A 25,357-nucleotide genomic window follows, 5' to 3' on the forward strand; every position below is an offset into this window, starting at 1 on the left:
CTGCCTTAGAAATGAATGATGTATTCTAGCAGTTCGTCCGGAGAATCAAGTATCGTATCCGGAGTTCCGCGCTGAAGAGTTTTGCGTGTATGCCAGCCCCAGCTTGTCGCGATTGTAATGGCTTTGGTGTTGCGAGCCTCAAGAATATCACCCAGAGTGTCGGCAACAAAAAGTAAGGAGTGCTCCGGATATTCGCTCTGAATCCGGGCAATTTTGGCAGCCTTTTCCAGATGAGTGTCTAAGCCAAGTATGTCCTGAAAAACGGCCAGCTGGTGCTGCTCCAGAAAGGCTTTGGCAGCGGCGTTGAAATTACTGGTAATCAGGTACAGAGGATAATGCTGACTGAGTTGCTGCAGTGCTTTTTTTATACCTGGGAAAGGGTGACAGGTTTTGATCGCACTGGTCAGTGCCACACTTAGCTGGAGCATATCAGCCTGACTTACAGTATAAGGGTGAATTCTGCTAAGAAGATTCTGGTAGAAACTTCCTTCGAACATCTCCAGCAGAAAAACTTCGCTGGCAAGGTCGGCGAAGCCTGCATTATCCAGATATTCATTGAATACCTGATAAAATGCCTGCCAAGAGTCCGCAATTACGCCATCCATATCAAACAGAATCACTTTTTCTGACATCATTGGCTCCGTTTCTGGTTCATACGGCGATTCAGCATTTCGACCATCAGTGAGAAAGCCATGGCAAAGTAGATATACCCCTTGGGTATGTGGAAGTCCATGCCTTCTGCCATCAGTGAAACACCGATCAGAATAAGGAAGCTGAGTGCCAGCATCTTGAATGTCGGATTATTGCTGACAAACCGGCCTATCGGCCCGGCAGCAAACATCATAACACCAACTGCGATCATAATGGCTGCGACCATCACCCAGACATCATCTGCCAGCCCGACAGCAGTGATGACGGAGTCCAGTGAGAAAACGATATCCAGCAGTGCAATCTGGATCAGGGTGAAGAAAAAACCACGCTTCAACAGCGAGGGGGTTGCTTCTTCCTCAGGTTCAAAGCAGTTGTGTATCTCATGGGTGGATTTTGCCAGCAGAAACAGCCCGCCACCAAACAGAATAATATCCCTTCCTGAAACGTCGTGCCCAAAAACGGTAAACCAAGAGGCTGTTAATCCCATAATCCAGGCAATGGACAACAACAGTGCGATGCGGGTCATCATCGCCAGCAGTAATCCGATATAGCGTGCACGGGCTTGCTGTTTTTTCGGTAACCGGTCAACCACAATCGTAATGAAAATGATATTGTCGATACCAAGAATAATTTCAAGCAAAGCCAGAGTTGCCAGGGCAATCCAGGGTTCGGGCGTTAGCAGCATTTCCAGAGTGGGCAGAGAAAAAACAGAGTCCATTATGGGCCCTTTGCATCATTGACGGTTGTGTTTTTTTATATCGGCTTGCTCCATTTTAGACGTTAATTGATTAAATGCCGGACAAGAAAAAGCCGGTGATTCTTTATGTAAAAATCACCGGCTTCATAGGGGGAGTGAGCTGCGTTTAGAGGTCGGTATCAGCGTCTTTCAAGTGGGACAAAGTCCCTGGACGTTGCTCCGGTATAGAGTTGGCGCGGGCGACCAATGCGGTAATCACCACTGATCATTTCATGCCAGTGTGCAATCCAGCCGGGCGTCCGGCCTGTTGCGAAAATGACAGTGAACATCTCTGTGGGAACGCCGAGAGCTTTGAGGATGATGCCTGAATAGAAATCGACATTAGGGTAGAGCTTTTTCTCAATGAAGTATTCATCTTCCAGCGCGATCTGCTCAAGGCGTTTTGCAATTTTGAACAGCGGGTCATCCTGAAGCCCGAGTTCATGCAACACTTCATCACAGGTCTGCTTCATGACTTTGGCGCGAGGGTCGAAATTTTTATAAACCCGATGACCAAAGCCCATCAGACGGAAAGGATCGTCCTTGTCCTTGGCTCGTTCAATAAATTCATCAATATTTTCGACATTGCCAATCTCGTTCAACATCACCAGTACGGCTTCATTAGCACCACCGTGAGCTGGGCCCCAGAGGGCAGCAATACCAGCGGCAATGCAGGCAAAGGGGTTGGCGCCACTGGAGCCAGCCAGACGAACGGTGGATGTGGATGCATTCTGCTCATGATCTGCATGAAGCAGGAAAATACGATCCATGGCGCGAGCCAGTACCGGGCTGACTTCGTATTCTTCACAAGGCGTGGCAAACATCATATGCAGGAAGTTGCCGCCGTAGGAGAGATCGTTGCGGGGGTACATGAAAGGCTGACCAGTGGAATACTTGTATGCCATGGCGGCCAGCGTTGGCATTTTGGAAATCAGGCGATAAGCGCAAACTTCCCTGTGGTTTTCATTAGTAATGTCGAGGGAGTCATGATAAAACGCCGACAGGGCTCCCACCACGCCACACATGACAGCCATTGGGTGGGCATCGCGACGAAAGCCTGAAAACAGGTCAATCAGTTGTTCGTGAACCATGGTGTGTTTCATGATGGTTTTCTGGAACTGTTCTTTTTCCACGGCATTCGGCAGTTCGCCGTAGATGAGCAGGTAGCAGGTTTCCAGATAATCCGAATGTTCTGCCAGTTGCTCGATGGGGTAGCCTCGATGTAGCAGTAAGCCGTTGTTCCCGTCAATGTAGGTGATCTTGGATTCACAGGATGCAGTGGATACAAAGCCAGGGTCGTATGTAAAATAGCCATTTGCAGTCAGGCTGCGGACGTCTATGACATCAGGGCCGGTGGAGCCAGAGTAAACAGGCAACTCCAGTTCCTTGCCTTCTATCGATAAGAGAGCTTTCTTTTCAGCCATGATCAGGTAGGCCTCCTGTTTTGCCGTTTTATTGGTGTCTTTATAGTCAATCAAGGCCCATATGTGAGTAATTATTAGACAGAATTTGACCGGGCCCGTTTGTACGGTTCGACCACTATAGAGGGATTAAATCTTTTGTCAAACCTGTAAAACTTTGAAAAAAAATGAACGGTAAAATAATGACCAATAAGCAAAATCCCTTAATATGCAGCCTGATTGTAATTAAAAACCGAAGTGTATATACTTCAGCCACGAGGTCATGGAAGGCTTGTAGCAAGGGAAGGAATAGCCTCCAACAGCTGTCGGAAACTATTAAACGTCAGTGGTTGAGCAGGTTTGAGACCTGCGTTTTTTGGTGACCCTGGTTGCTCTGTTACTGCTGGTCGTCTGCTTTATCCTGCTCCGTGCAGGTCAGGTCGTTATGTTTTTATCAACTGGCGTTGAGCAGAAAAGCGGGCTTTTGATAACAGGTGCAAAAGTCTGTGCTTGGTGTACAGCTGCAGGGTTTGAGAGCTCTTTCTGCTGTGCACGCCGTAAGGCGTTGGGACAATAAAACGTGAATAGCAAAAGACCAGTTAATCTGGATATAACGACAATAAAACTGCCTCTGCCAGCCTATACCTCCATTCTGCATCGACTTTCAGGCATTCTTCTGTTTATTGGGGCCGGTTTGTTGATCTATGCGCTGGATCTTTCTCTGGCGTCGGAAGAGTCCTTTGCAGAACTGAAAGCCCTGATGTCATCCGGGCTGGCAAAATTTATTCTCTGGTTTCTCCTTTCTGGCCTGATCTATCACTTTGTTGCCGGAGTAAAACATTTACTAATGGATATCGGCATTGGTGAAGAGCTGGAATCCGGTCGTGCCGGTTCTGTACTGACCATTGTTGTATCGGCGGCTCTGATTGTTCTGGCGGGGGTCTGGGTATGGTAACCAATATCACTAATTTGTCCCGAAGCGGTCTTTATGACTGGATGCTGCAACGCCTTTCGGCGATTATTCTGGCAGTCTACACCCTGTTTATTGTCGGGTACATTCTAACAAATCCCGGGCTGAGCTACGCCCAGTGGAGCGAACTGTTCACTCAGGTCTGGGTGCGTATCTTTACTTTTCTCGCACTTCTCTCTCTGGTTGCTCATGCCTGGGTCGGCATGTGGACCATCGCTACAGACTATTTAAATAGCCGGGCTTTCGGAGAAAAGTCGGTTCTGATTCGGTTCCCCGTTCAGCTACTCTGCTTTATTGCACTGTTCAGCTATCTGGTTTGGGGTACTCAAGTAATCTGGGGGCACTGATTAATGGCGGCACTTCGTACTCTTGCCTACGATGCAATTGTTATTGGTGGCGGCGGCGCTGGCATGCGCGCTGCATTGCAGTTAACAGAAGCTGGTATAAAAACAGCCTGTATCACCAAGGTTTTTCCTACGCGCTCGCATACTGTCTCGGCTCAGGGGGGGATTACCTGTGCTATTGCCAGTGCGGATCCCGGCGATGACTGGCGCTGGCATATGTTTGATACGGTCAAAGGTTCGGACTATATCGGCGATCAGGATGCCATTGAGTATATGTGTTCTGTCGGGCCCCAGGCCGTATTCGAGCTGGAGCATATGGGGCTGCCCTTCTCCAGAACCGAAGAAGGGCGCATTTATCAACGTCCTTTTGGTGGTCAGTCGAAAGAGTATGGCAAGGGTGGGCAGGCTGCCAGAACCTGCGCGGCAGCGGACCGAACCGGACATGCATTGCTGCACACGCTGTATCAGGCAAATTTAAAAGGCGGGACCACATTCCTGAATGAATGGTATGCCGTTGATCTGGTCAAAAATCAGCGTGGACAGGTGGCCGGTGTGATTGCCATTTGTCTGGAAACGGGTGAAACCGTTTATGTCAAAGCCAGAGCAACGGTATTGGCAACCGGTGGAGCGGGGCGTATTTATGCTTCGACTACGAATGCCCTGATTAATACCGGCGATGGTATTGGCATGGCGTTGCGTGCAGGCTTCCCGATGCAGGATATGGAAATGTGGCAGTTCCACCCAACAGGCATTCACGGTGCCGGGGTGCTGGTGACCGAAGGGTGTCGCGGTGAGGGTGGCTATCTGGTTAATAGTGAGGGCGAACGTTTTATGGAGCGTTATGCGCCTAATGCCAAAGATCTGGCCGGGCGCGATGTTGTTGCACGTTCCATGATTCTTGAAATTCTTGAGGGCAGGGGCTGTGGTCCTGATAAAGACCATGTATTTCTGAAACTTGACCATCTTGGCGAAGAAACCCTGAATCTTCGTCTGCCTGGTATCTGTGAACTGTCCAAAACATTTGCCCATGTTGATCCGGTTAAAGCGCCGGTTCCGGTCGTCCCAACCTGTCACTATATGATGGGTGGAATACCCACCAATATCGGAGGTCAGGCTCTCTTCCCTGACAGTGAAGGAAATGACAAGATCGTAGATGGCCTCTATGCCTGTGGTGAGGCTGCCTGTGTGTCAGTGCATGGCGCTAACCGGCTGGGTGGTAATTCTCTGCTGGATCTGGTGGTCTTCGGGCGTGCAGCGGGGCTGCAGATTGAACAAAGCCTGAATGAAGGCTTTGATACTGTTGATGCATCGGGCAGTGATATTGATGCAGCGCTGTCCAGAGTCGAACGTTTGAATAATAGCCAGTCTGGTGAAAAAGTCGCAGAACTGAGAGCGGAGCTGCAAAATACCATGCAACTGTATTTTGGTGTGTTCCGTGAAGGTGACAGCATGCAGGAAGGCCTCAAAAAACTCGATGAGCTGGGAGAACGCATGCAGACTATCCACCTGCTGGATAAGAGTCAGGCATTTAATACCGCCAGAATCGAAGCCCTTGAGCTGGAAAACCTTTATGAAGTGGCTTATGCCACAGCGGTTTCCGCTGAAGAGCGAAAAGAGTCCCGGGGGGCTCATGCGCGCAATGACTTTACTGAGCGCGATGATGAAAACTGGCTGGTCCATTCCATTTATTACCCGGCTGACAAAGCTGTGGGTAAACGCCGGGTGAACTTTGCTCCCACATCGATGGAAGCTTTCCCGCCCAAGGCAAGAACGTATTAAGGGGAGGCTAAGGATAGTTATGTTAGTCAGTGTCTACCGTTATAATCCGGAAACGGATGCCAAACCTTTTATGCAGGACTATCAGGTGGAGATACCTGAAGGCAAGGACCTGATGGTACTTGATGTCCTTAATCTACTGAAAGAACAGGATCCGACTCTGGTTTATCGACGATCCTGCAGGGAAGGCGTCTGTGGTTCAGATGGTCTGAGTATCAGTGGTACTAATGGTCTGGCGTGTGTTACACCATTGTCTGAAGCTTCACGGGGCAACCGTCTGATTCTGCGCCCTTTGCCCGGGCTGCCGGTTATACGTGATCTGGTTGTTGATATGGGGCAGTTTTATAAGCAATACGAAAAGATCAAACCTTATCTCATCAACGATCAGCCCGCCCCGGCAATTGAACGGTTGCAGCTACCTGAAGACAGGGAAAAGCTGGATGGCCTTTATGAATGTATTCTTTGTGCCTGCTGTTCAACAGCCTGTCCATCCTTCTGGTGGAACCCTGATAAGTTTGTAGGCCCTTCCGGTCTGTTACAGGCCTATCGCTTTCTGGCTGATAGCCGTGATACTGCAACGCAGGAACGCCTGGCTGATCTTGATGACCCGTTCAGTGTGTTCCGGTGCCGCGGTATTATGAACTGTGTCAGTGTGTGCCCCAAGGGATTAAATCCAACCAGGGCAATCGGGCATATCCGGCAGATGCTGTTTAGCAGTGCTACCTGAGGCGGGTCGGGTTCGAACGTTTAAAGGTTAACCCGGGCGCTGTTGGCTTTTAGTGAATTTAGATACAAATAATATTTTTTCATTACAATTTGTACCTACAATATAGCGGGATTGTTCGAGGGCGGATCTGTTTATATACATGGTTCTGCCTGTAGTTTACTCTTGGGTGTCTGCCGGTTTTGTGACCATTTATTTTGCGATCGACCGGTAAGTTTTACCAGCAGGGGCAGCCAGTCAGGTACTGGTTATCTGTGGGAGGGGGGCTGAAAGTGAATGTTTAAATGGACAGCACACTTTCAGTGCATCATATCGTCAAGAACTGAGCGAGTTCTGTGCGTTTGAATCCCTGAATGCGATATTGCCCCAGATATACGGGGTGTGACCATGCAAGAAGGTGTGATGCAGCAAATGTGGGCTACGTCTCATATTGCCGGGGGAAATGCTGCATACGTCGAAGAGCTGTACGAACTTTATCTGCGCGATCCAAACAGTGTCGCAGAAGAGTGGCGTGACTACTTTGAAAAGCTACCACAGGTGAACGGCGGCAGTCCGGATGTGCCTCATTCGACCATTCAGGAAAACTTTATTCTGATGGCCAGGCAGCACCAGACCACCCGCCCAATCACCGCCAGCACCGTATCCAGTGATCATGAGCGAAAACAGATTCAGGTTTTGCGATTGATCAGTGCCTATCGTATCCGTGGTCATCAACAGGCGACGATTGATCCGCTGGGGATTTTGAAAAGAGAGAAATTCCCTGACCTGACCCTTGAATATCACGGCCTTTCCCGAGCAGATCTGGAGACAGAGTTTCAGACCAGTACCATTTTTATTGGTAAAGAGCGGGCAACGCTTCAGGAAATCATCGATGCACTGGATGCCAGCTACTGTGGCTCAGTTGGTGTTGAATACATGCACATCGTTAACACCGAAGAGCGTCGCTGGTTTCAAAGCCGGATGGAGTCGGTTCGGGGAAGTCCGGAAGTGGGTAGCGAAGCGCAGTTGCACCTGCTTGAGCGACTGACTGCAGCAGAAGGTCTTGAAAAATATCTGGGCACCCGTTACCCGGGCACCAAACGTTTTGGTCTTGAAGGTGGTGAAGCTCTCATTCCAATGCTGGATGAGATGATTCAGCGTGCAGGCACCTACGGAGCCAAGGAAATTGTCATTGGTATGGCGCACCGTGGTCGTCTCAATGTGCTGGTGAATATTCTGGGTAAAAATCCTTCCGAACTGTTTGACGAGTTCGAAGGCAAGAAAATGGCCGACAGTGGGTCGGGTGATGTGAAGTATCATCAGGGCTTTTCATCCAATGTCATGACGCCGGGCGGTGAAGTGCACCTTGCTCTGGCATTCAATCCTTCGCATCTGGAAATCGTTGCACCTGTGGTGGAAGGTTCGGTTCGGGCCCGTCAGGATCGACGCAGCGATAATGTACGGGGGCAGGTCATTCCTGTTTCCATTCACGGTGATGCCGCTTTTGCCGGTCAGGGCGTTGTTATGGAAACCCTGCAAATGTCCCAAACCCGGGCATACAGTACGGGTGGAACCGTACATATCATCATTAATAATCAGGTTGGCTTTACCACTAGTCGCCGGGAAGATGCCCGTTCCACTGAATACTGTACCGATGTTGCCAAGATGGTAGGCGCTCCGATCCTGCACGTTAATGGTGACGATCCGGAAGCGGTTCAGTTTGTTACCAAGCTGGCGCTGGACTACCGTATGGAATTCAAGCGTGATGTTGTCATCGATATGGTCTGTTATCGTCGGCGAGGTCACAATGAGGCAGATGAACCATCATCGACGCAGCCCATGATGTACCAGACCATCAAGAGTCATACGACAACCAGAGATTTGTATGCCGGCGTCTTGCAGGAGCAGGGTGTTATCTCTGCCGAAGCCGACAAGGGGTTGGTAGACAGTTACCGGTCAGCGCTCGACAATGGTGAGCATGTCGCCAAGGCTCTTGTCAAAGAGCCTAATACCGAACTGTTTGTAGACTGGACTCCTCACCTTGGACACGAGTGGACAGCACGTCATGATACCCGGGTTGCTCTGGGGAACTTGCAGGAACTTGGGCAGAAGTTGTGCAAAATACCTGAAGGCTTTGTGCTGCAGCGGCAGGTCAGTAAGATCATTGATGATCGTCGCAAGATGGCAGCGGGTGCTTTGCCTATTAACTGGGGCTGTGCTGAGGTGTTGGCGTACGCTTCTCTGTTGAAAGAAGGCCACCCCGTTCGCATCACCGGTCAGGATGTTGGTCGTGGCACCTTCTCTCACCGACATGCTGTGCACCATAACCAGAAAGACGGCAGCTCTCTTGTTCCCCTGGCCCGGTTAAGTGATGATCAGCCCGCGTTTCAGATCTGGGACTCGCTGTTGTCAGAAGAAGCCGTTCTGGCGTTCGAATACGGTTATGCTACGACGACTCCGGGTGCGCTGGTGGTCTGGGAGGCTCAGTTTGGTGACTTTGCCAACGGTTGTCAGGTGGTTATTGACCAGTTTATTACCAGTGGTGAGCACAAGTGGGGTCGTCTTTGTGGTCTGACGATGCTGTTGCCTCATGGTTACGAAGGGCAGGGGCCGGAACACTCTTCAGCCCGGCTGGAGCGCTACTTGCAGCTCTGTGCCGAACACAATATTCAGGTGTGTGTACCCACGACACCTGCACAAGTATTTCATATGCTGCGTCGTCAGGTGTTACGGCCGCTGCGCAAACCACTGATCGCATTTACTCCAAAAAGCCTGTTAAGACATAAACAGGCGATTTCAACACTTGAAGAACTGACAGAGGGTGGTTTCCAGACCATCATTCCGGAAGTGGATGAGCACAAACCTGCAGATATTCGCCGGTTGATCCTTTGCAGTGGTAAAGTCTATTACGATTTAGCAGACAAGCGTCGAAATGATGAAATCAGTGATGCCATTATTGTTCGAATTGAGCAGCTTTATCCATTTCCGCAGGATGATCTGGATGAATTAATTCTTCAATATTCAGGTCTTGAACATGTTATCTGGTGTCAGGAGGAACCCATGAACCAGGGAGCCTGGTATTGCAGTCAGCATCATATGCGGCGTTCTGTTGCACAGCTCAATAATAGTTTAACGCTCAGGTACGCCGGACGAGAAGCTTCAGCAGCACCGGCGTGTGGTTACATGTCCAAACATGTAGAAGAGCAGCAGAAACTGGTAGATGACGCATTTACGGTATAAATATTCGTCTTGCGTCGTTCTGGCTGAAGGGCGCAGGCAGGTCAAATACTCCAAAGGATCATTATGGCCATTGAAATAAAAGCACCCACTTTTCCCGAGTCTGTCGCAGACGGTGTAGTCGCAACATGGCATAAAAAGCCCGGCGAGGCTTGTAGCCGTGATGAACTTCTGGTTGATATAGAGACCGATAAAGTAGTTCTTGAAGTCGTTGCACCTGCGGATGGAACTTTGGTTGAGGTTCTAAAAGAAGAAGGTGGTGTTGTTCTTGGGGAAGAGCTGATTGCCCGGTTTGAAGCAGGTGCAGTGGCGTCACCGACTGATCCGGTAGAAAAAGAGACTGCTCAGCCTGAAGCGACTTCTGCAACGGCTGAAGAACCAATCCTTAGTCCGGCTGCACGCAGGATGGCGGATGAAAAAGGCTTCAGTCCTGCAGATATTACCGGTACAGGCAAAGGTGGACGGGTGACCAAGGAGGATGTCGTGCGTCATGCTGAACAGAATCCTCTTGTTACTAGTCCAGTCAGTAGCCCGGTTGCCTCTACTGCTCCGAAAGTTGACACCGTGACTCCGGTGTTTGCCGGAGAGCGAGTTGAAAAAAGAGTGCCTATGACGAGGCTGCGTGCCAAGGTCGCGCAGCGTCTTGTCGAGGCTCAGCAAACCGCTGCAATGTTGACCACTTTTAACGAGGTCAACATGAAACCGGTGATGGAGTTACGCGCCCGCTATAAAGATCAGTTCGAGAAACGCCACGGTGTCAGACTTGGCTTTATGTCGTTCTTTGTCAAAGCCTGTACGGAAGCGCTCAGGCGTTTTCCTGCCGTGAATGCTTCGATTGATGGTAATGATATTGTTTATCACGGCTATCAGGATGTCGGAGTCGCAGTATCCAGTGACCGGGGGTTGGTTGTACCAATTTTGCGCGATGCTGAAGCAATGACTCTGGCTGATATTGAAGCTAAAATTCGTGAATACGGTGAAAAGGCCCAGGCTGGCAAACTGGGTATTGAAGACATGACAGGTGGAACCTTCACCCTGTCCAATGGCGGCGTGTTTGGCTCCTTGCTCTCAACGCCTATCCTTAATCCACCTCAGTCAGCCATTCTTGGCATGCATAAAATTCAGGAGCGTCCGATGGCTGTTAACGGGCAGGTTGAAATTCTGCCCATGATGTATCTGGCGCTTTCCTATGACCACCGTTTGCTGGATGGCAAAGAGGCGGTTACCTTCCTTGTGACCATCAAGGAATTGCTCGAAGATCCTGCACGCATACTGCTGGAATTATAAGTTGTAGACAGTGAGTGGATGGCTGCTCAGGCAGTCATCAGATTCATTTGTTAGGAAAAGATATTATGGCAAATCAGTTTGATGTTGTTGTTATTGGGGCAGGACCGGCGGGCTATGTATGTGCAATTCGCGCTGCTCAGTTGGGTTTGAAAACCGCTTGTATTGAGAAGTGGTCAGACGACAAAGGCAAGGCACTGTTAGGTGGCACCTGTCTTAATGTTGGGTGTATCCCGTCCAAGGCGCTGCTCGACAGCTCGCATAAATTTGTTGAGGCGCAGAAAGATTTCGACGTTCATGGCATAAAGCATGAAGGTGTCGAAATTGATGTGCCGAAGATGATCGCCCGAAAAAACAAGATTGTGAAAACCCTGACGACTGGTGTTGGCGGGCTGTTCAAGGCTAATGGCGTCACTCTACTGGAAGGCGCTGGCAAAGTGCTGGCTGCCAAACAGGTCGAATTAACCAGAGGGGATGGCAGCGTTGAGATTATTGAATCAGCTAATGTGGTCATTGCCACCGGCTCCCGGCCCATCGATATTCCGCCTGCTCCGGTGGATGGTGACCTGATTGTTGATTCAACAGGTGCTCTTGAGTTTCAGGAAGTACCTGCGCGACTGGGTGTGATTGGTGCCGGAGTCATTGGTCTTGAACTGGGCAGTGTCTGGGCTCGTCTTGGCTCTGAAGTCGTGGTGCTTGAAGCACTGGATCAGTTTCTGGCCGCAGCAGATCAGCAGATTGCCAAAGAGTCCATGAAAATCATCAAGAAACAGGGGCTGGATATCCGTCTCGGAGCTCGCGTTACAGGATCAGAGATAAAGGGCAAAGGAAAGAATAAAGAAGTTCATGTCACTTACGTGGACAGTGATGGCAAAGAAAATTCACTGATTTTTGATAAGCTGATTGTCGCCGTAGGTCGTCGTCCTTATACTGAGGCTCTGCTTGCTCCTGACAGCGGTGTTAATCTGGATGAACGTGGTTTTATTTTTGTGGATGACCACTGTGCAACGGATGTACCGGGTGTCTATGCTATTGGTGACGTTGTTCGTGGGCCGATGCTGGCTCATAAAGGCAGTGAAGAAGGCGTTATGGTCGCTGAAATCATTGCTGGTCAAAAAGCCCAGATGAACTATGATCTGATTCCGTCTGTTATTTATACTCATCCGGAAATTGCATGGGTGGGTAAGACAGAAGAAGAGGTCAAGGCGGAAGGCGGCGAATACAAAGTTGGAACCTTCCCTTTTGCAGCCAGTGGCAGGGCTCTGGCGGCTAATGACAAAGATGGTATGGTGAAAGTCATTGCTGATAAGGTAACGGATCGCATCCTTGGTGTTCATGTTGTCGGGCCCAGCGCCGCAGAACTGGTCCAGCAGGGTGTTATTGCAATGGAGTTTGCCGCCAGCAGTGAAGATCTGGCACTGACTATCTTCTCTCACCCGACGTTAAGCGAAGCTCTGCACGAAGCAGTGTTAGCAGTTGATGGTCATGCCATTCATATTGCTAACCGCAAGCGGCGTTGATCACTTGATAGTTTGTCGCTCAATAGTTGTCGCTCAATGAAGTTGTGTTTAATGGATTAATGCAACTCCAGACTGTTAGCAGTGATCAACGATTTAATGTTGGTGCCCTTCTGTAATCAGATGGGCATCAGTGTAAAAAGTTTGATCTGCAATTGTGGATCTTGGGACTATTTAAAGAAAATGCAGTTTTCGATATTGTTGGCGATTCGTTGTCAAAGTTCGTTAACCGCGTTTCCACTCATGGCTGTTTTAATAACAATAATTTTAACAACAACAATGGTAGTGTCAGTATGAATCTCCACGAATATCAGGGTAAGCAGTTGTTTGCTGAATATGGCCTGCCTGTGTCTAAGGGTATTGCCGCCGATACGCCGAAAGAGGCTGTGGCTGCAGCAGACATGATTGGCGGCGACAAATGGGTAGTAAAAGCTCAGGTCCATGCTGGAGGCCGGGGTAAAGCCGGCGGTGTAAAGCTGGTGAGCAGCAAGGATGAAATAAAGGCATTCGCAGAAAAATGGCTGGGCCAGAATCTTGTGACCTACCAGACGGATGAAAATGGTCAGCCGGTCAGTAAAATTCTGGTAGAAAGTTGCACTGACATTGATCAGGAACTTTATCTGGGCGCTGTGGTTGATCGTTCCACCCGCCGTATTGTATTTATGGCATCTACCGAAGGTGGTGTTGAAATAGAAAAGGTAGCTGCTGAAACGCCGGAAAAAATTCTGAAGGCAGTGATTGATCCCTTAGCAGGGGCGCAGCCTTACCAGGGGCGTGAACTGGCTTTTAAACTGGGCTTGCAGGGTGATCAGATTAAGCAGTTTACTAAGATTTTCCTCGGACTGGCTCAGCTGTTTCAGGAAAATGATCTGGCTTTGCTTGAGATTAATCCTCTGGTTATCACCTCTGAAAATAACCTTCACTGTCTGGATGCCAAAGTCGTCATTGATAGCAATGCCATGTATCGGCAACCCAAGCTCAAGGCTTTCCATGATCCTTCTCAGGAAGACCCAAGAGAGGCTCATGCCGCACAGTGGGAACTGAACTATGTTGCCCTAGACGGCAATATAGGCTGTATGGTCAATGGTGCCGGTTTGGCCATGGGCACAATGGATATTGTAAAACTGCACGGTGGCGCACCTGCAAATTTCCTTGATGTAGGTGGTGGCGCGACCAAGGAGCGGGTTAGTGAAGCGTTCAAGATCATTCTTTCAGACGACAGTGTAAAAGCCGTTCTGGTTAATATTTTTGGCGGTATTGTGCGCTGTGACCTGATTGCGGATGGCATTATCGGTGCAGTTAAAGAGGTGGGTGTTGAAGTGCCGGTAGTGGTTCGGCTGGAAGGTAATAACGCCGATCTGGGGGCTAAGAAACTGGCTGACAGTGGTCTGGACATTATTGCAGCATCCAGTTTGACAGAGGCTGCTGAGCAGGTTGTTAAAGCAGCGGAGGATAAGTGATGAGTATCCTGATTGATAAGAATACTAAAGTTATTTGCCAGGGATTTACAGGTTCTCAGGGTACCTTCCATTCTGAACAAGCCATCGCCTATGGCACCAAGATGGTAGGTGGTGTGACGCCAGGAAAAGGTAGTCAAACCCATCTTGATTTGCCTGTGTTTAATACAGTAGCTGAGGCTGTAGAAGCGACTGGTGCTGAAGCTTCAGTGATTTATGTGCCAGCACCTTTCTGTAAGGATTCGATTCTTGAAGCGGCAAACTCAGGTATACGTCTTATTGTCTGTATCACCGAAGGAATTCCAACACTGGATATGCTGGAGTGTAAGGTTCGCTGTGATGAGCTTGGAGTTATGCTCATTGGACCTAATTGTCCGGGTGTTATCACTCCGGGTGAGTGCAAAATCGGTATCATGCCAGGGCATATTCACAAGCCGGGCAAAGTGGGCATCGTTTCCCGCTCAGGCACGCTAACTTATGAGGCAGTGAAGCAGACAACTGATTACGGTTTTGGTCAGTCAACCTGTGTGGGTATAGGTGGTGATCCTATTCCCGGTTCAAACTTTATCGATATTCTGGAAAAGTTTGAGAAAGATGCACAGACCGAAGCCATTGTTATGATCGGTGAGATTGGCGGTACGGCTGAAGAAGAAGCAGCGGCTTTTATCAAGGATCATGTGACCAAGCCGGTTGTCTCTTATATTGCCGGTGTTACAGCACCTCCGGGCAAGCGAATGGGTCATGCAGGCGCGATTATCTCAGGCGGCAAAGGTACTGCTGATGAAAAGTTTGCAGCGCTTGAAGCAGCTGGTGTCAAAACGGTCAGAAGTCTTGCCGATATTGGTGAGGCATTGAAAGAGCTGACAGGCTGGTGATTTCCTGAAATTTTCTAGCGCTCTTGTCTATCCATCGAAACCCTGACTTTTCCAAAGTCGGGGTTTTCTTTTCTCAGGCGTTGGAATATCTGGCTTTATCGTTGCAACCTCTATGGTCTTGTGTTCTAGTAGCGCACGGCTGAACCTTCCCCTCAGCTATGGTTGTCTGTTTCCGGAGTTTCAACCGCCACTTACTTTATTGTTGTCAGGGATTAGCCCGTGGGTACGCCTTACCTGAATCCAGAAAAATACCGCTTTGTTCGAGCACTTCGACCATTCTCTTATTCTGTTGCATTAATTACCTGTGGTCTCGGTGTGACTCTGTCGTTTGTCCGCGATCATGGTGACCCCCTGAGAGGGTTTCTGGTTGTTCTGGCTGGATTGCTCCTGCAGGCTGCCAGCAACCTGGCAAATGATCATGCTGATCTGGCATTGTGGAAGAATCGTACCGGCGGCATGGCCGAGCTGGCGGTTAGTCGTATCCGCTTTAATTTTCTGATAGCCGGGCTATTGACCTTACTCGCGTCATTGATGGGAATTTATCTGGTCATTGATGTAGGCTGGCGGCTGTTGGCTTTTGGTGCTGCAGGCATTGTTGCCGGGTATTTTTATACCGGGGAACCGATTCATTACAAGAGTCATGGTCTGGGAGTACCTGCTGTGTTCCTGCTCACCGGTGTGCTGATGGTCAGTGGTGCCTACTATGCAGTTTCAGCCGAGTGGAGTTATCAGGTTGTCTTGATTTCACTGCCAGTCAGCTTGTTGGCATCTGCTCTTCTATTGGCGAATGAACTCAGAGACTACCTTGATGACAAGTCAAATAAAATAGGAACATTGACGGTAAAAATTGGCTTTAATAACTCTAAAGCTCTTTATACTCTGTGCCTTTTGCTGACGTACCCAATCAGTTTTTATCTGTTTATCATTGGTGCCATACAGAATCCTCTGCTTCTGTTACTGTCACTGGTATTTGTCTGGCAACCATTGCGTTTATTAATGTGTGAAGCAGGTGATGTGCAGCTGGTTCAGCTACCACCATTAACCGGACGGTATTTTGTCGTGTTTGGAATTGGTTATATTTTTAGTGTGGTCTGAAGGGTATTAATACCAATCGCAATAATTATCGATTCTATTGCGCTGCCTTTTCAGCCGGTTATTCTGCGTTGGTATTCGTCGCCATAGCTACTACCCATAGGGCATAAAGGCTACGGCTCCTCACGCCGCCTTGGCTAACCGGTTGAAAAGGCATGCTCATCACGAAGCTAATTATTTTGATTGGTATAAGACATTAAAAAAGGGCTGGAATCAGCCCTTAACGGTTACTCTTTAGTAGCATCCCTGATTTAGTCTCTGGATTGCCAGGGTGCTTTATCCTGGTTTCTCAGGTCAAAGGCTTCGGCATCAAAAAGTATGTCTACTTTTTCTGGCAGATTATTGATTTTTCCTGGCGCGCTTTGCAGCATCTTGAGCTTCGAGTAACGATCCTGAGTGGCTTTGGCCAAGGTCTCGGAATTTCGCATAATGGTTGGGCGTATAAAGAGCATTAGATTCCGCTTCTTGTTGGTTACATTCGTGCTTCGGAAAAGTTGTCCTAACAATGGAATGTCCCCAAGCAAAGGTACTTTTGTTTTGCTGGCTCCTGATTCGTCTTCGATCAAACCACCGATTACGACAGTCTGGCTGTCATCAACCAGAACTGTTGTTTTAATTGTTCGACTATTGAAGACCAGACCATCCACATCATCCTTGACACTAAAATCCAGTGTTGAGATTTCTTGTTCCAGTTCGAGCCTGATACTGTTGCCTTCATTTATATGCGGGGTGATTTTTAATTTAATACCAATATCTTTACGCTCAGTTGTTGTGAACGGGTTGCTCGAAGATCCTGAACTAGAGGTCTGGTAGGAGCCGGTTTGTATAGGAACATTCTTTCCCACCTGAAACTCTGCTTCTTCATTATCCAGAGTCAGCATACTGGGAGTTGAGAGGATGTTGCTGTTGGCTTTTTTACTTAATGCTGTTACCAGAACACCAAAGTTCCCTCCTCTGAGTGCCAGAGTACCGATTGGTATATTCTTCGCGTCGTTGGCTAGCGGGCTTCCTATAACTGAACTGAGGGTGTTGCTTTCGCCTTTCTCACCTCTTGATGTAACGGTTTTGGTGCCATCAATGCCCCATTGAATACCGAGGGCATCACCGATATCTCCGGACACTTCAACAATGGCTCCCTCTAACAAAACCTGTGCCCTGGGGACATCAAGCTGACGAACAATGTGCTCCATCTCGGTCAGTGTTTCTGGATCGGCAATGAGTATCAGGGCGTTTTGGGTTTCGTCGGCTTTGACAAAAATATTTTGCCCTTTGTTCTTGCTGCTTTTACTGGGCTGCCCTTTGGCCTGTACTTTGGGTGCTGACGAGGCTGGTTGAGGGGCCGGTGCGGCAGATGATGAAGATTTTCCTTTCTTTTCCTGACTGTCCTGAATGGTGCCTGAAGCTTCTGAAAGGATTTCGGCCAGATTTTTGGAGTCGGCATAGCTCAGGAACATGACTTTGGTTGTGGACTTCCGGATACCCTGTTTATCCAGTGTTTCCACCAGTTTTCGTACCCTGATCCGCTTGCTGGCATTACCCTTGATAACCAGACGGTTACTGCGTTCGTCAGCAATGACCTGTAGCCCACTGGGCAGCTGGCCCTTTGCGGTAGCCAAAGTATCCTGAATAATTTTGGCGATATCGCCGACCCAGGCATGTTTGAGCTGCAGCACTTCATAATCATTATTGCCTGCTTCATCGAGTTCCTTAACCAGTTTGGCTATGCGTTCGACGTTGTCGGCAAGGTCGCTGACAATAACGGCGTTGCTGGAAGCAGACGCGGCTGCATGACCATACTGAGCAATCAGGGGTCTGATGATGGGGATCAATTCAATGGATGAAACACTGTGTAATTCAATAACCCTTGTGGTCATGATGGCATCGCGAGGTTTTTGTGTTGCTTCATCCGGACTACTGGTTTTTGCCGTAGTGCTGGGCACTATGTTGATGATGTTGCCTTTAGGAATGACGGCATAACCGTTGGCTGAAAGTACTTCAAGAAAAACATCATAAACTTCATCGCTACTGAGCGGTTTTGAAGAGATTACCGAAACGGTATTTCCGCCTTTAATTCTTGGATCTATGACAAAAGTTTCACCGGTTATTTTGGCTATCTGCGCAATAAACTCGCGAATATCGGCATTTTGTTGATTCAGGCTCCATTTTTTTTCTGATGAAGAAACCGATGGTGAATTAATTCCGGGCTTGGATGCCTGTTGATTAGAGGGTGTTTTTGTTAATGAACGGTCCTGTAATTGTACTTTTGTTTCGGATTGAACCGGAGCAGCATTCAGGCTTCCCTGCAATGAAAATAACAGCAAACACGCAAGAAGCGATTTTGGTGCAAAATTAGCTGTGTAGCACTCTTTCATTTTCATCACTTAACCATTGAATAAGTTGTAATTCTTTTATTGAATCCCTTGATTAGCCTGCTGCAACTTGTCTCTAAGTTCCTGCATTCGCTGTTCAAGTGATTTGTCATCCGGCTGCTGAGTAAAACCGGGGCGTTCAGTCGCCTGTTCCGCAGCATCCGGCACCGGGCTTCGGTATTCCAGCAGGGCTCGAGAGTCTTTGCCTGAGTCTGGAAAGAAGAGTTTTTCCAGCTGGCCATTACGGCTGAGAATGACATGATCCGGGTGAATCTCCTTCAGGGTCACGCCGCCGGGAAGAGAGTCGCCAGGTGAGTAGAGCTTGTCCTGACTACTGCCCTGTATGATGGCGCTGGAGTCTTCTGCGCTTGCGCCAATATCGGCCAGTGCCCCTCTTAGAATTAAATTCAGTTTTGTTTTGGGAATGTCGGCTGAATTATTCTGAGCTTCAGTCTTGTTGTTGAACCCAAACAGCAGATCGAAGTCTTTAACGGAAATAGCCTGAGGCTCCGTTGTTAACTCTGACTTTGGTTCCAATACGGCTACAGGCTTTTCCTGAAAGATTTTGAGGAGTTGAAAACCCTGAATCCCCAGACTGATCAACATGGCAATACAGAGCAATATTGTTATCAGTGTTCTATTTTTTCGTTGGCCCCATTTGAAATAGGTGGCCATGACCTCTTGATTCATAATGTTCTCTGATGGCTGGAAAGGTAGTTGGGTCATGGACTGTCTAATAGTCTAAATAAAGCATAAGGGTTCCGTTTTTTAAAGCTGGTTTTCTGATTGTGGAAAATCATTTTCTGTTTTGAAGTTGTAAAATGACAATATTGCATCACAATTCCTCTATTGCCCGACCAAGAATAATTCAATTTCAGATTTTGGTGGCAATTTTCTGAGCGAAGATCCAAAAAAATGCTCATTCTATATAGAGAACTTTTCTACAGATAATTATTGATCCAAAGAAGGAGTAGATCTTGTCCACCCCGACTGACACTTTAGCAGCTGAAGTTGTTGATGAGCGTGACCACGCCCAACTGCGTCTGCCATTTTCTTTTGCCAAGCGTCATGGTGTCGTGCTGGTCTGGGATCTGGAAAGGCCTGTTGTTTACTTTACTGTCTCGCCATCCCCTCATATTTTTTCAGAAATAGTACGCCTTGCTGGTCAGTCTCCTGTTTATCGGAGCGTGAGTAATGACCAGCTGGCTGAAGTGCTCTCGCAGTGTTATCACAATGACAGCTCCGAAGCCCTGCAGGATGCAGCCGGAATTGGTGATGACATGGATCTGAGCAGTCTGGCAGAAGCTGTGCCGGTGACAGAAGATCTGCTGGAACAGAGCGATGATGCACCGGTCATACGCCTGATTAATGCTTTATTGACAGAAGCGATTAAGGAAGGGGCATCTGATGTCCACATCGAAACCTTTGAGTCTAACCTTGTGGTCCGGGTCAGGGTTGACGGTGTACTCAGGGAAATACTCCGCTTACAGCGAACGCTGGCTTCACTGCTGGTCTCCCGTATCAAGGTCATGGCGAGGCTGGATATTGCAGAAAAGCGTATTCCACAGGATGGACGAATCTCTCTGAAGGTAGCAGGCAAGGAAGTGGATGTCAGGGTATCTACTTTGCCATCCAGCAATGGTGAGCGGGTCGTACTGCGATTGCTTGACAAGGCTGCTGGCCGGTTGGAACTCAGGCATCTTGGCATGGCTGAACGGGATATGACGGAGGTCTCCAAACTTCTGGCTCGCCCCTATGGAATTATTCTTGTGACAGGCCCGACGGGCTCCGGTAAAACCACTTCTCTCTACGCCAGCCTCACCACACTGAATGATAAGTGTCGAAATATTCTCACCGTAGAAGACCCCATTGAATATAACCTTGAGGGCATTGGCCAGACTCAGGTGAACACCAAGGTCGATATGACTTTTGCCCGGGGATTGCGCGCTATTCTCCGACAGGATCCGGACGTTGTGATGGTTGGTGAAATACGGGACAAGGAAACCGCTGAGATAGCGGTTCAGGCCAGCCTTACGGGTCACCTCGTACTATCAACACTGCACACCAATACAGCCATTGGTGCCCTGACGCGTTTGCAGGATATGGGAATTGAGCCATTCTTGTTGTCGTCCAGTTTATTGGGTGTGGTTGCCCAGCGTCTTGTGCGGGTGCTGTGCGATAGCTGTAAGCAGCCTTACTCGCCGGATGCTGTCGAGTGTCAGGAACTGGGTGTTTCTGCGGACGACAATGTGACCCTGTACCATGCAGCGGGCTGTAAAGACTGTAACCAGAGTGGTTATCGTGGCCGTACAGGTATTTATGAAGTCGTTATGCTCGATGAAACCATGCGCAGAATGATTCATTCCGGTGAGAGTGAGCAGTCTATTAACGATTACGTGCGTCGTTCATGTCCCAGTATTCGTGATGATGGAAGTCGCAAGGTGCTGGAGGGTGTTACAACGCTTGAAGAAGTGTTGCGGGTTACCCAGAAAGATTGATCCGTATCGGAGGCGGATAAACAACGATCATGGCTGCATTTGAATACATAGCCCTCGACCAGGAGGGGAAACAACACCGGGGAACCCTTGAGGCTGACAGTAATCGTCAGGTTCGTCAGATCTTGCGTGACCGCCAGTGGACCCCCCTGTCTGTCGATGCGGTTGATGAACAGAAAAAGAGTGAGGCAGGCGGGTTGCCTTCGTTGTTTCAGCGGGGAGTGTCGGCAGTCGAACTGGCAACTATCACCCGACAGCTGGCGACGTTGATTCAGGCTGCCATGCCGGTTGAAGAAGCCTTGCAGGGCGTGGCTTCACAGCAGGATAAAAGACGGTTGAAAAATATCCTGCTGGCGATTCGCTCCAAGGTTCTGGAAGGTTATACGCTGGCTCAGAGTCTTGAAAGTTTTCCCCAGATTTTTCCCCAGATGTATCGTGCGACGGTTGCAGCAGGTGAACATGCAGGCTACCTGGATAAAGTACTAAATCGTCTGGCGGATTATACCGAAGCCCGTATGCAGTCCATGCAAAAGGTTCAGCAGGCTTTGCTCTACCCTGTCATTCTGATGGTTGCAGCGGTTGGTATTGTCAGCTTTTTGTTGGGCTATGTGGTGCCTGATGTCGTTAAAGTCTTTGTTGATACCGGTCAGGAGTTGCCGGGGATAACCGTTGCATTAATTGCTGCCAGTGAGGGCTTTCAGTCTTACTGGCCGGTGCTGTTTATTCTGATTTTTACGGCAGTGTTTGTTTGTAAACAGTCGTTGAAAAAACCTTCCGTTCGATTGTCATGGGATCAGGTTTTTCTGCGTTTGCCGATTCTTGGTCGTTTCAGTCGCAGCCTGAGTGCTGCGCGTTTTGCCAGCACCCTGAGTATTCTTACCCGCTCGGGGGTGTCACTGGTTGAAGCTTTAATGATCGCTGCTCAGGTGGTGGAAAATCGCGCTATTCGTGGTGCGGTGATTGATGCGGCAAAAAAAGTCAGCGAAGGCTCCAGTCTTAATAAAGCCTTATCGGGCGCGGGTTATTTTCCACCATTGATGCTGCATATGATCAGCAGTGGCGAATCGACCGGTGAACTTGATGAAATGCTGGAACGAACAGCACAAAACCAGCAAATGGAGCTGGATGGTCGCATTGCCATGCTGCTGGGGTTGTTTGAACCTTTAATGCTGGTGGTGATGGGAGGTGTTGTCATGGTCATAGTGCTGGCGATTCTTCTGCCTATTCTCAATATGAACCAGTTGCTGAACTGAATGCGTGGGACAGTTGGAGAAACTAATGGGTGGCTGTATGAGGGAATTCATGAACGAGGTCAGAGGATAATGAAGCTAGATACGCGAGAAAAGCAAAACAAAAAACAGTCTGGACGAACAGTGGTGCGTCAGAGCGGTTTCACCTTGATTGAAATCATGGTGGTTGTCGTCATTCTGGGCATTCTGGCTGCAATGGTCGCGCCTAAAATTCTCAGCCGCCCTGATCAGGCCAAGGTAACCGTTGCCCGTTCAGACATTGAGACAGTTTCTCAGGCTCTTGAGTTATTCAGGCTTGATAATGGTTTCTATCCGACGACTGATCAGGGATTGGATGCATTGGTTAAGAAACCGACTGTTGCACCTGAGCCGCGCAACTGGAATCCGGAAGGCTATCTGAAACGCATGCCCGTTGACCCATGGGGTAATCCTTACCTTTATCTGCAGCCGGGGAATCATGGGAAATATGACCTCTATTCTCAGGGTGCTGATGGACGTGAAGGGGGCGATGGGCTCGATGCTGATATCACTAACTGGGACGATACTGATTCGTGAAGTTGAAGGCGCAGCAGGGTTTTACGCTGGTTGAGTTACTGGTTGTCCTTCTTATCATTGGCATACTGCTTGGGATCACCTTGCTGAGTCCGATCACAGGCAGTGCACAGAAAACAACACAGCAGCAAGCTGGACGACTTCAGGTATTGTTCGAACAGGTAAGAGACAAAGCATTACTGGAAAATGCCGAATATGGTTTTTCCGTTGATGAAGATGGCTTTTATCGCTGGTGGGTGTTGCCTCTGGAGAGTCGTGAGTGGCTGTCTATCAATGAAAAACCTTTTCAGCCTTACCGGCCACCTGCATCCATTGAGATAGTATTGAATACTGCCGACGTGGCACTGCCTGCTCTCGATTTTAATGAGGACGGGCCTTCTGTTGTATTTTACTCTGACAGACAGGTTACACCTTTTGCTTTGTCCGTCAGTCCCGTTGAAAACAAAAAACAAACGGTGGTTTTGCAAACCGATGGCTTGTCGGATATTGAGGTTACCCGCTGATTGCAGCAGAGGTTTTACGCTAATTGAAGTGATGGTGGCGCTGGCTATTTTTGCTGTCGCCGCTGCCATGTTGATGCTGTCAGATGGCAACAGTATTCGACAGACAAGGTATATGCAGGAAAAAGTTCTGGCGGCTCAGGTTGCAGACCAGTACATGAGCCGTTTGCAGGCCGAGAGAAACTGGCCGGACAAAGGTGTCAAAGGGAGGAATGAAACCTATGCCGGATATGACTGGTATATACGGCAGGTGACCCGAACGACCAATATGCCGGATTTCAGAAAAGTAGTGGTTGAGGTGTTTGCTGGTCGGACTAAGCCTGAAGACGATGACACGGGACTGTATTCCATCACTTCATATTTCAGGAAGCCCAAGAAATGATGCGGAGTCGGGGCTTTACACTGATTGAGTTAATGATTGCCATACTGATTTTTGCCATGATCAGTACCGCTGCTTATAAATTGTTCGACTCCGTCAGCCGGGCGCAGCAGGTAACCGATGGGATTCTGGATCATCTTGATGTACTGCAGAGGACCATGGTGGTCATTGAGAAAGACCTGATTCAGGTTGCTCCCAGACCTGTCCGGGACGAATTCGGTGACAGGCAGAAAGCTGTGCAGGCTCCCGGTAGAAATGGTGAACTGCTCGAATTTACCCGGTTTGGCTGGCGAAATCCGCTTCAGGAGATCCGCAGCAATATGCAAAGGGTTGCCTACGCCCTGGAAGAAGAAGAACTGGTTCGGTATTACTGGCTGATGCTGGACAGGGCTCCAGACCCGGTGGTAGTCCGACAGGTATTGATGCAGGGTGTGACCGGTGTGCGGCTGAAGTTCATGGATGAAAAGAAACGCTGGCAGTCAACATGGCCACCCAAAAAACAGGGGCAGCAGGCAGCAGCAACGCCAACAGCAACAGGAGCTGGTGGAGCTGGTAAAGAGGGCGGAGAAGAACGGCCACAGATGCCTCATGCCCTGGAGCTGACCTTCCAGCACCGTGAATATGGGGTGCTGACTACGGTTCTTCCGCTGCTGACTTATAAGCCGTCAGAAACACAGAAACCGAAGTTTGAAGAAGAAAAAGGCAAGGTTGAAAATAATAGAAAGAGAAAAGATGAGCCCATGCAGGAACCGGAGGAGTCTGACGATGATGATTACGATGATGAGTAAGACTTCAATGAACCGGCAAAGAGGCATAGCCCTGATTTATGTGCTGTTGATTTTTGCCATGATCACACTGATGGCTTCGCAAATGGTGACCAGTCTCTGGTTGCACACTGAAAAAAACGCCCGTTTTCTGGAGAGAATACAGGCTAAGCATCATGCGCTATCAGCAGAGCAATACGTTGCATTGCTGTTAGAGCAGGACTTTGAAGACGATAAAAAGAAAAAAAGGCAGGTTGACCATGAGCGGGAACGCTGGAATGTCACTACCGTAGGCTATCCGGTTGAGCAGGGCAGTGTAGAGCTGGAGATTGTCGATGAAAACGGCCGCTTCAACCTAAACTGGCTGAATGCCGAGGCGCTTGACGGCAAGAGGTTTACAACCCAGTTTGAAACCATTCTGAAAAATCTTGGTATTGACACTCAACTGATCTATGCCATTAAAGACTGGATTGACAGTGATCAGGAGCCATCAGAGACGGGGGCTGAAGACAATCATTATTTAGTGCTCGATCCTCACCGAAGAACGGCCGACTTTCCGCTGGTCTCTCTCTCGGAATTACGCCTGATTCAGGGTGTCGGTAAGCAGGAATTTGAGCTGCTGACGCCATTGGTGACAGTGCTGCCAAAAGAATCAAAAGTGAATGTTAACAGTGCACTGCCAGAAGTCCTGCGGTCATTGTCCGATAAAATTACAGAAGGTGATGCGCAGTCTATTATTGATTCCCGTACGGATGAAGGCTTTGCCAAGCTGGAAGATATGACAAAGCTGCCGGCTCTGAAAGATAAAACTGCTGAGCTGAAAGCGGCTGGGTTTGAGTTCACCAGCAGTTATTTTAACGTTTATATAAAGGCAACGTACCGTGACACGGTTTTCTATCTGAGAACGTTACTGGTTCGAAATGCTGATGGAAAGGTTCAAGTCGCAGGGCGTGAAATTGGACCAAACGACTACCGGGTGACAGCCAAGAAGGAATCCTGAGGTCTA

22 protein-coding genes are annotated in these 25,357 nt (G+C 48.9%); 17 read left to right on the forward strand and 5 right to left on the reverse strand.

Translation table 11 applies throughout. From position 1 onward, the window contains the following. Nucleotides 1–5: 5 nt before the first annotated feature. From EZMO1_RS08285 to gltA, 3 genes are all read right to left on the reverse strand, one after another. Nucleotides 6–635, reverse strand: a complete 630-nt coding sequence (locus tag EZMO1_RS08285) for an HAD family hydrolase (RefSeq protein ID WP_082211812.1) — start codon at nt 633–635, stop codon at nt 6–8. Then, complete coding sequence (locus EZMO1_RS08290) at nt 632–1,369, reverse strand: TerC family protein (protein WP_222842212.1); 738 nt, start codon at nt 1,367–1,369, stop codon at nt 632–634. The genes EZMO1_RS08285 and EZMO1_RS08290 overlap by 4 nt, the downstream gene beginning before the upstream one ends. A 158-nt stretch (nt 1,370–1,527) precedes the next feature. Then, the gene (gene gltA / locus EZMO1_RS08295; protein ID WP_034875373.1) at nt 1,528–2,811 is read right to left on the reverse strand and encodes a citrate synthase; all 1,284 of its coding nucleotides are present in this window, start codon (nt 2,809–2,811) and stop codon (nt 1,528–1,530) included. A gap of 556 nt (nt 2,812–3,367) precedes the next feature. Between gltA and sdhC the strand changes: the two genes are divergently transcribed. The 10 genes from sdhC to EZMO1_RS08350 all read left to right on the forward strand — a co-directional run bounded on the left by sdhC (nt 3,368) and on the right by EZMO1_RS08350 (nt 16,045). Next, the gene (gene sdhC / locus EZMO1_RS08305) at nt 3,368–3,742 is read left to right on the forward strand and encodes a succinate dehydrogenase, cytochrome b556 subunit (protein WP_034874206.1); all 375 of its coding nucleotides are present in this window, start codon (nt 3,368–3,370) and stop codon (nt 3,740–3,742) included. Further along, nucleotides 3,736–4,104, forward strand: a complete 369-nt coding sequence (gene sdhD / locus EZMO1_RS08310) for a succinate dehydrogenase, hydrophobic membrane anchor protein (RefSeq protein ID WP_034874204.1) — start codon at nt 3,736–3,738, stop codon at nt 4,102–4,104. Before sdhC ends, sdhD begins: the two co-directional genes overlap by 7 nt. A gap of 3 nt (nt 4,105–4,107) precedes the next feature. After that, complete coding sequence (gene sdhA / locus EZMO1_RS08315) at nt 4,108–5,880, forward strand: succinate dehydrogenase flavoprotein subunit (protein WP_034874203.1); 1,773 nt, start codon at nt 4,108–4,110, stop codon at nt 5,878–5,880. 19 nt (nt 5,881–5,899) lie between these two features. Beyond that, entirely contained in the window at nt 5,900–6,604 is a 705-nt protein-coding gene (locus tag EZMO1_RS08320; protein ID WP_034874202.1) for a succinate dehydrogenase iron-sulfur subunit, read from the forward strand. A 384-nt stretch (nt 6,605–6,988) separates the two neighbouring features. Further along, nucleotides 6,989–9,820: a 2-oxoglutarate dehydrogenase E1 component gene (locus tag EZMO1_RS08325; protein ID WP_034874201.1), complete on the forward strand. Its 2,832-nt coding sequence runs from the start codon at nt 6,989–6,991 to the stop codon at nt 9,818–9,820. A gap of 63 nt (nt 9,821–9,883) precedes the next feature. Continuing rightward, nucleotides 9,884–11,104 carry a 2-oxoglutarate dehydrogenase complex dihydrolipoyllysine-residue succinyltransferase gene (odhB, locus tag EZMO1_RS08330; RefSeq protein WP_034874200.1) on the forward strand — a complete coding sequence of 407 codons (1,221 nt, stop codon included), beginning with the start codon at nt 9,884–9,886 and terminating at the stop codon, nt 11,102–11,104. 65 nt (nt 11,105–11,169) lie between these two features. Continuing rightward, on the forward strand, nt 11,170–12,621 hold the full coding sequence (gene lpdA / locus EZMO1_RS08335) for a dihydrolipoyl dehydrogenase (RefSeq protein ID WP_034875372.1): 1,452 nt from the start codon (nt 11,170–11,172) through the stop codon (nt 12,619–12,621). A 290-nt stretch (nt 12,622–12,911) separates the two neighbouring features. Continuing rightward, nucleotides 12,912–14,078 (forward strand): ADP-forming succinate--CoA ligase subunit beta, encoded by a 1,167-nt coding sequence (gene sucC / locus EZMO1_RS08340; protein WP_034875370.1) that lies wholly within the window; start codon nt 12,912–12,914, stop codon nt 14,076–14,078. Continuing rightward, nucleotides 14,078–14,950, forward strand: a complete 873-nt coding sequence (gene sucD / locus EZMO1_RS08345; protein ID WP_034874199.1) for a succinate--CoA ligase subunit alpha — start codon at nt 14,078–14,080, stop codon at nt 14,948–14,950. The genes sucC and sucD overlap by 1 nt, the downstream gene beginning before the upstream one ends. A gap of 219 nt (nt 14,951–15,169) precedes the next feature. Continuing rightward, entirely contained in the window at nt 15,170–16,045 is an 876-nt protein-coding gene (locus EZMO1_RS08350) for a prenyltransferase (RefSeq protein ID WP_034874198.1), read from the forward strand. 248 nt (nt 16,046–16,293) lie between these two features. Here EZMO1_RS08350 and gspD read toward each other — a convergent pair whose 3' ends face one another. After that, on the reverse strand, nt 16,294–18,363 hold the full coding sequence (gene gspD, locus EZMO1_RS08355) for a type II secretion system secretin GspD (protein ID WP_222842213.1): 2,070 nt from the start codon (nt 18,361–18,363) through the stop codon (nt 16,294–16,296). An 87-nt stretch (nt 18,364–18,450) separates the two neighbouring features. Further along, nucleotides 18,451–19,101 (reverse strand): type II secretion system protein N, encoded by a 651-nt coding sequence (locus EZMO1_RS08360; RefSeq protein WP_051789644.1) that lies wholly within the window; start codon nt 19,099–19,101, stop codon nt 18,451–18,453. Nucleotides 19,102–19,388: 287 nt separating this feature from the next. Here EZMO1_RS08360 and gspE point away from each other — a divergent pair, with 287 nt between their 5' ends. The 7 genes from gspE (at nt 19,389) to gspK (ending at nt 25,351) form a co-directional block, all read left to right on the forward strand. Continuing rightward, entirely contained in the window at nt 19,389–20,909 is a 1,521-nt protein-coding gene (gspE, locus tag EZMO1_RS08365) for a type II secretion system ATPase GspE (RefSeq protein ID WP_086936400.1), read from the forward strand. A gap of 29 nt (nt 20,910–20,938) precedes the next feature. Beyond that, on the forward strand, nt 20,939–22,159 hold the full coding sequence (gspF, locus tag EZMO1_RS08370; RefSeq protein WP_034874197.1) for a type II secretion system inner membrane protein GspF: 1,221 nt from the start codon (nt 20,939–20,941) through the stop codon (nt 22,157–22,159). A 69-nt stretch (nt 22,160–22,228) separates the two neighbouring features. Then, nucleotides 22,229–22,711 carry a type II secretion system major pseudopilin GspG gene (gspG, locus tag EZMO1_RS08375; RefSeq protein WP_051789642.1) on the forward strand — a complete coding sequence of 161 codons (483 nt, stop codon included), beginning with the start codon at nt 22,229–22,231 and terminating at the stop codon, nt 22,709–22,711. Further along, the gene (locus EZMO1_RS08380) at nt 22,708–23,211 is read left to right on the forward strand and encodes a GspH/FimT family pseudopilin (protein ID WP_034874196.1); all 504 of its coding nucleotides are present in this window, start codon (nt 22,708–22,710) and stop codon (nt 23,209–23,211) included. Before gspG ends, EZMO1_RS08380 begins: the two co-directional genes overlap by 4 nt. Further along, nucleotides 23,195–23,590: a type II secretion system minor pseudopilin GspI gene (gene gspI / locus EZMO1_RS08385; protein ID WP_034874195.1), complete on the forward strand. Its 396-nt coding sequence runs from the start codon at nt 23,195–23,197 to the stop codon at nt 23,588–23,590. Before EZMO1_RS08380 ends, gspI begins: the two co-directional genes overlap by 17 nt. After that, complete coding sequence (gene gspJ / locus EZMO1_RS08390) at nt 23,587–24,375, forward strand: type II secretion system minor pseudopilin GspJ (protein WP_051789639.1); 789 nt, start codon at nt 23,587–23,589, stop codon at nt 24,373–24,375. Before gspI ends, gspJ begins: the two co-directional genes overlap by 4 nt. After that, nucleotides 24,353–25,351 carry a type II secretion system minor pseudopilin GspK gene (gene gspK / locus EZMO1_RS08395; RefSeq protein WP_034874194.1) on the forward strand — a complete coding sequence of 333 codons (999 nt, stop codon included), beginning with the start codon at nt 24,353–24,355 and terminating at the stop codon, nt 25,349–25,351. The genes gspJ and gspK overlap by 23 nt, the downstream gene beginning before the upstream one ends. Nucleotides 25,352–25,357 lie beyond the last annotated feature (6 nt).

The organism is Endozoicomonas montiporae CL-33 (assembly GCF_001583435.1).
Classification (GTDB): Bacteria; Pseudomonadota; Gammaproteobacteria; order Pseudomonadales; family Endozoicomonadaceae; genus Endozoicomonas_A; species Endozoicomonas_A montiporae.

Excerpts from the sequence above, each read along its gene's own strand:
- EZMO1_RS08285 (WP_082211812.1), bottom strand. The coding sequence starts at position 635 with ATGATGTCAGAAAAAGTGATTCTGTTTGATATGGATGGCGTAATTGCG.
- EZMO1_RS08290 (WP_222842212.1), bottom strand. The coding sequence starts at position 1,369 with ATGGACTCTGTTTTTTCTCTGCCCACTCTGGAAATGCTGCTAACGCCC.
- gltA (WP_034875373.1), bottom strand. The coding sequence starts at position 2,811 with ATGGCTGAAAAGAAAGCTCTCTTATCGATAGAAGGCAAGGAACTGGAG.
- sdhD (WP_034874204.1), top strand. The coding sequence starts at position 3,736 with ATGGTAACCAATATCACTAATTTGTCCCGAAGCGGTCTTTATGACTGG.
- sdhA (WP_034874203.1), top strand. The coding sequence starts at position 4,108 with ATGGCGGCACTTCGTACTCTTGCCTACGATGCAATTGTTATTGGTGGC.
- EZMO1_RS08320 (WP_034874202.1), top strand. The coding sequence starts at position 5,900 with ATGTTAGTCAGTGTCTACCGTTATAATCCGGAAACGGATGCCAAACCT.
- EZMO1_RS08325 (WP_034874201.1), top strand. The coding sequence starts at position 6,989 with ATGCAAGAAGGTGTGATGCAGCAAATGTGGGCTACGTCTCATATTGCC.
- odhB (WP_034874200.1), top strand. The coding sequence starts at position 9,884 with ATGGCCATTGAAATAAAAGCACCCACTTTTCCCGAGTCTGTCGCAGAC.
- lpdA (WP_034875372.1), top strand. The coding sequence starts at position 11,170 with ATGGCAAATCAGTTTGATGTTGTTGTTATTGGGGCAGGACCGGCGGGC.
- sucC (WP_034875370.1), top strand. The coding sequence starts at position 12,912 with ATGAATCTCCACGAATATCAGGGTAAGCAGTTGTTTGCTGAATATGGC.
- sucD (WP_034874199.1), top strand. The coding sequence starts at position 14,078 with ATGAGTATCCTGATTGATAAGAATACTAAAGTTATTTGCCAGGGATTT.
- EZMO1_RS08360 (WP_051789644.1), bottom strand. The coding sequence starts at position 19,101 with ATGAATCAAGAGGTCATGGCCACCTATTTCAAATGGGGCCAACGAAAA.
- gspF (WP_034874197.1), top strand. The coding sequence starts at position 20,939 with ATGGCTGCATTTGAATACATAGCCCTCGACCAGGAGGGGAAACAACAC.
- gspG (WP_051789642.1), top strand. The coding sequence starts at position 22,229 with ATGAAGCTAGATACGCGAGAAAAGCAAAACAAAAAACAGTCTGGACGA.
- gspJ (WP_051789639.1), top strand. The coding sequence starts at position 23,587 with ATGATGCGGAGTCGGGGCTTTACACTGATTGAGTTAATGATTGCCATA.
- gspK (WP_034874194.1), top strand. The coding sequence starts at position 24,353 with ATGATGATTACGATGATGAGTAAGACTTCAATGAACCGGCAAAGAGGC.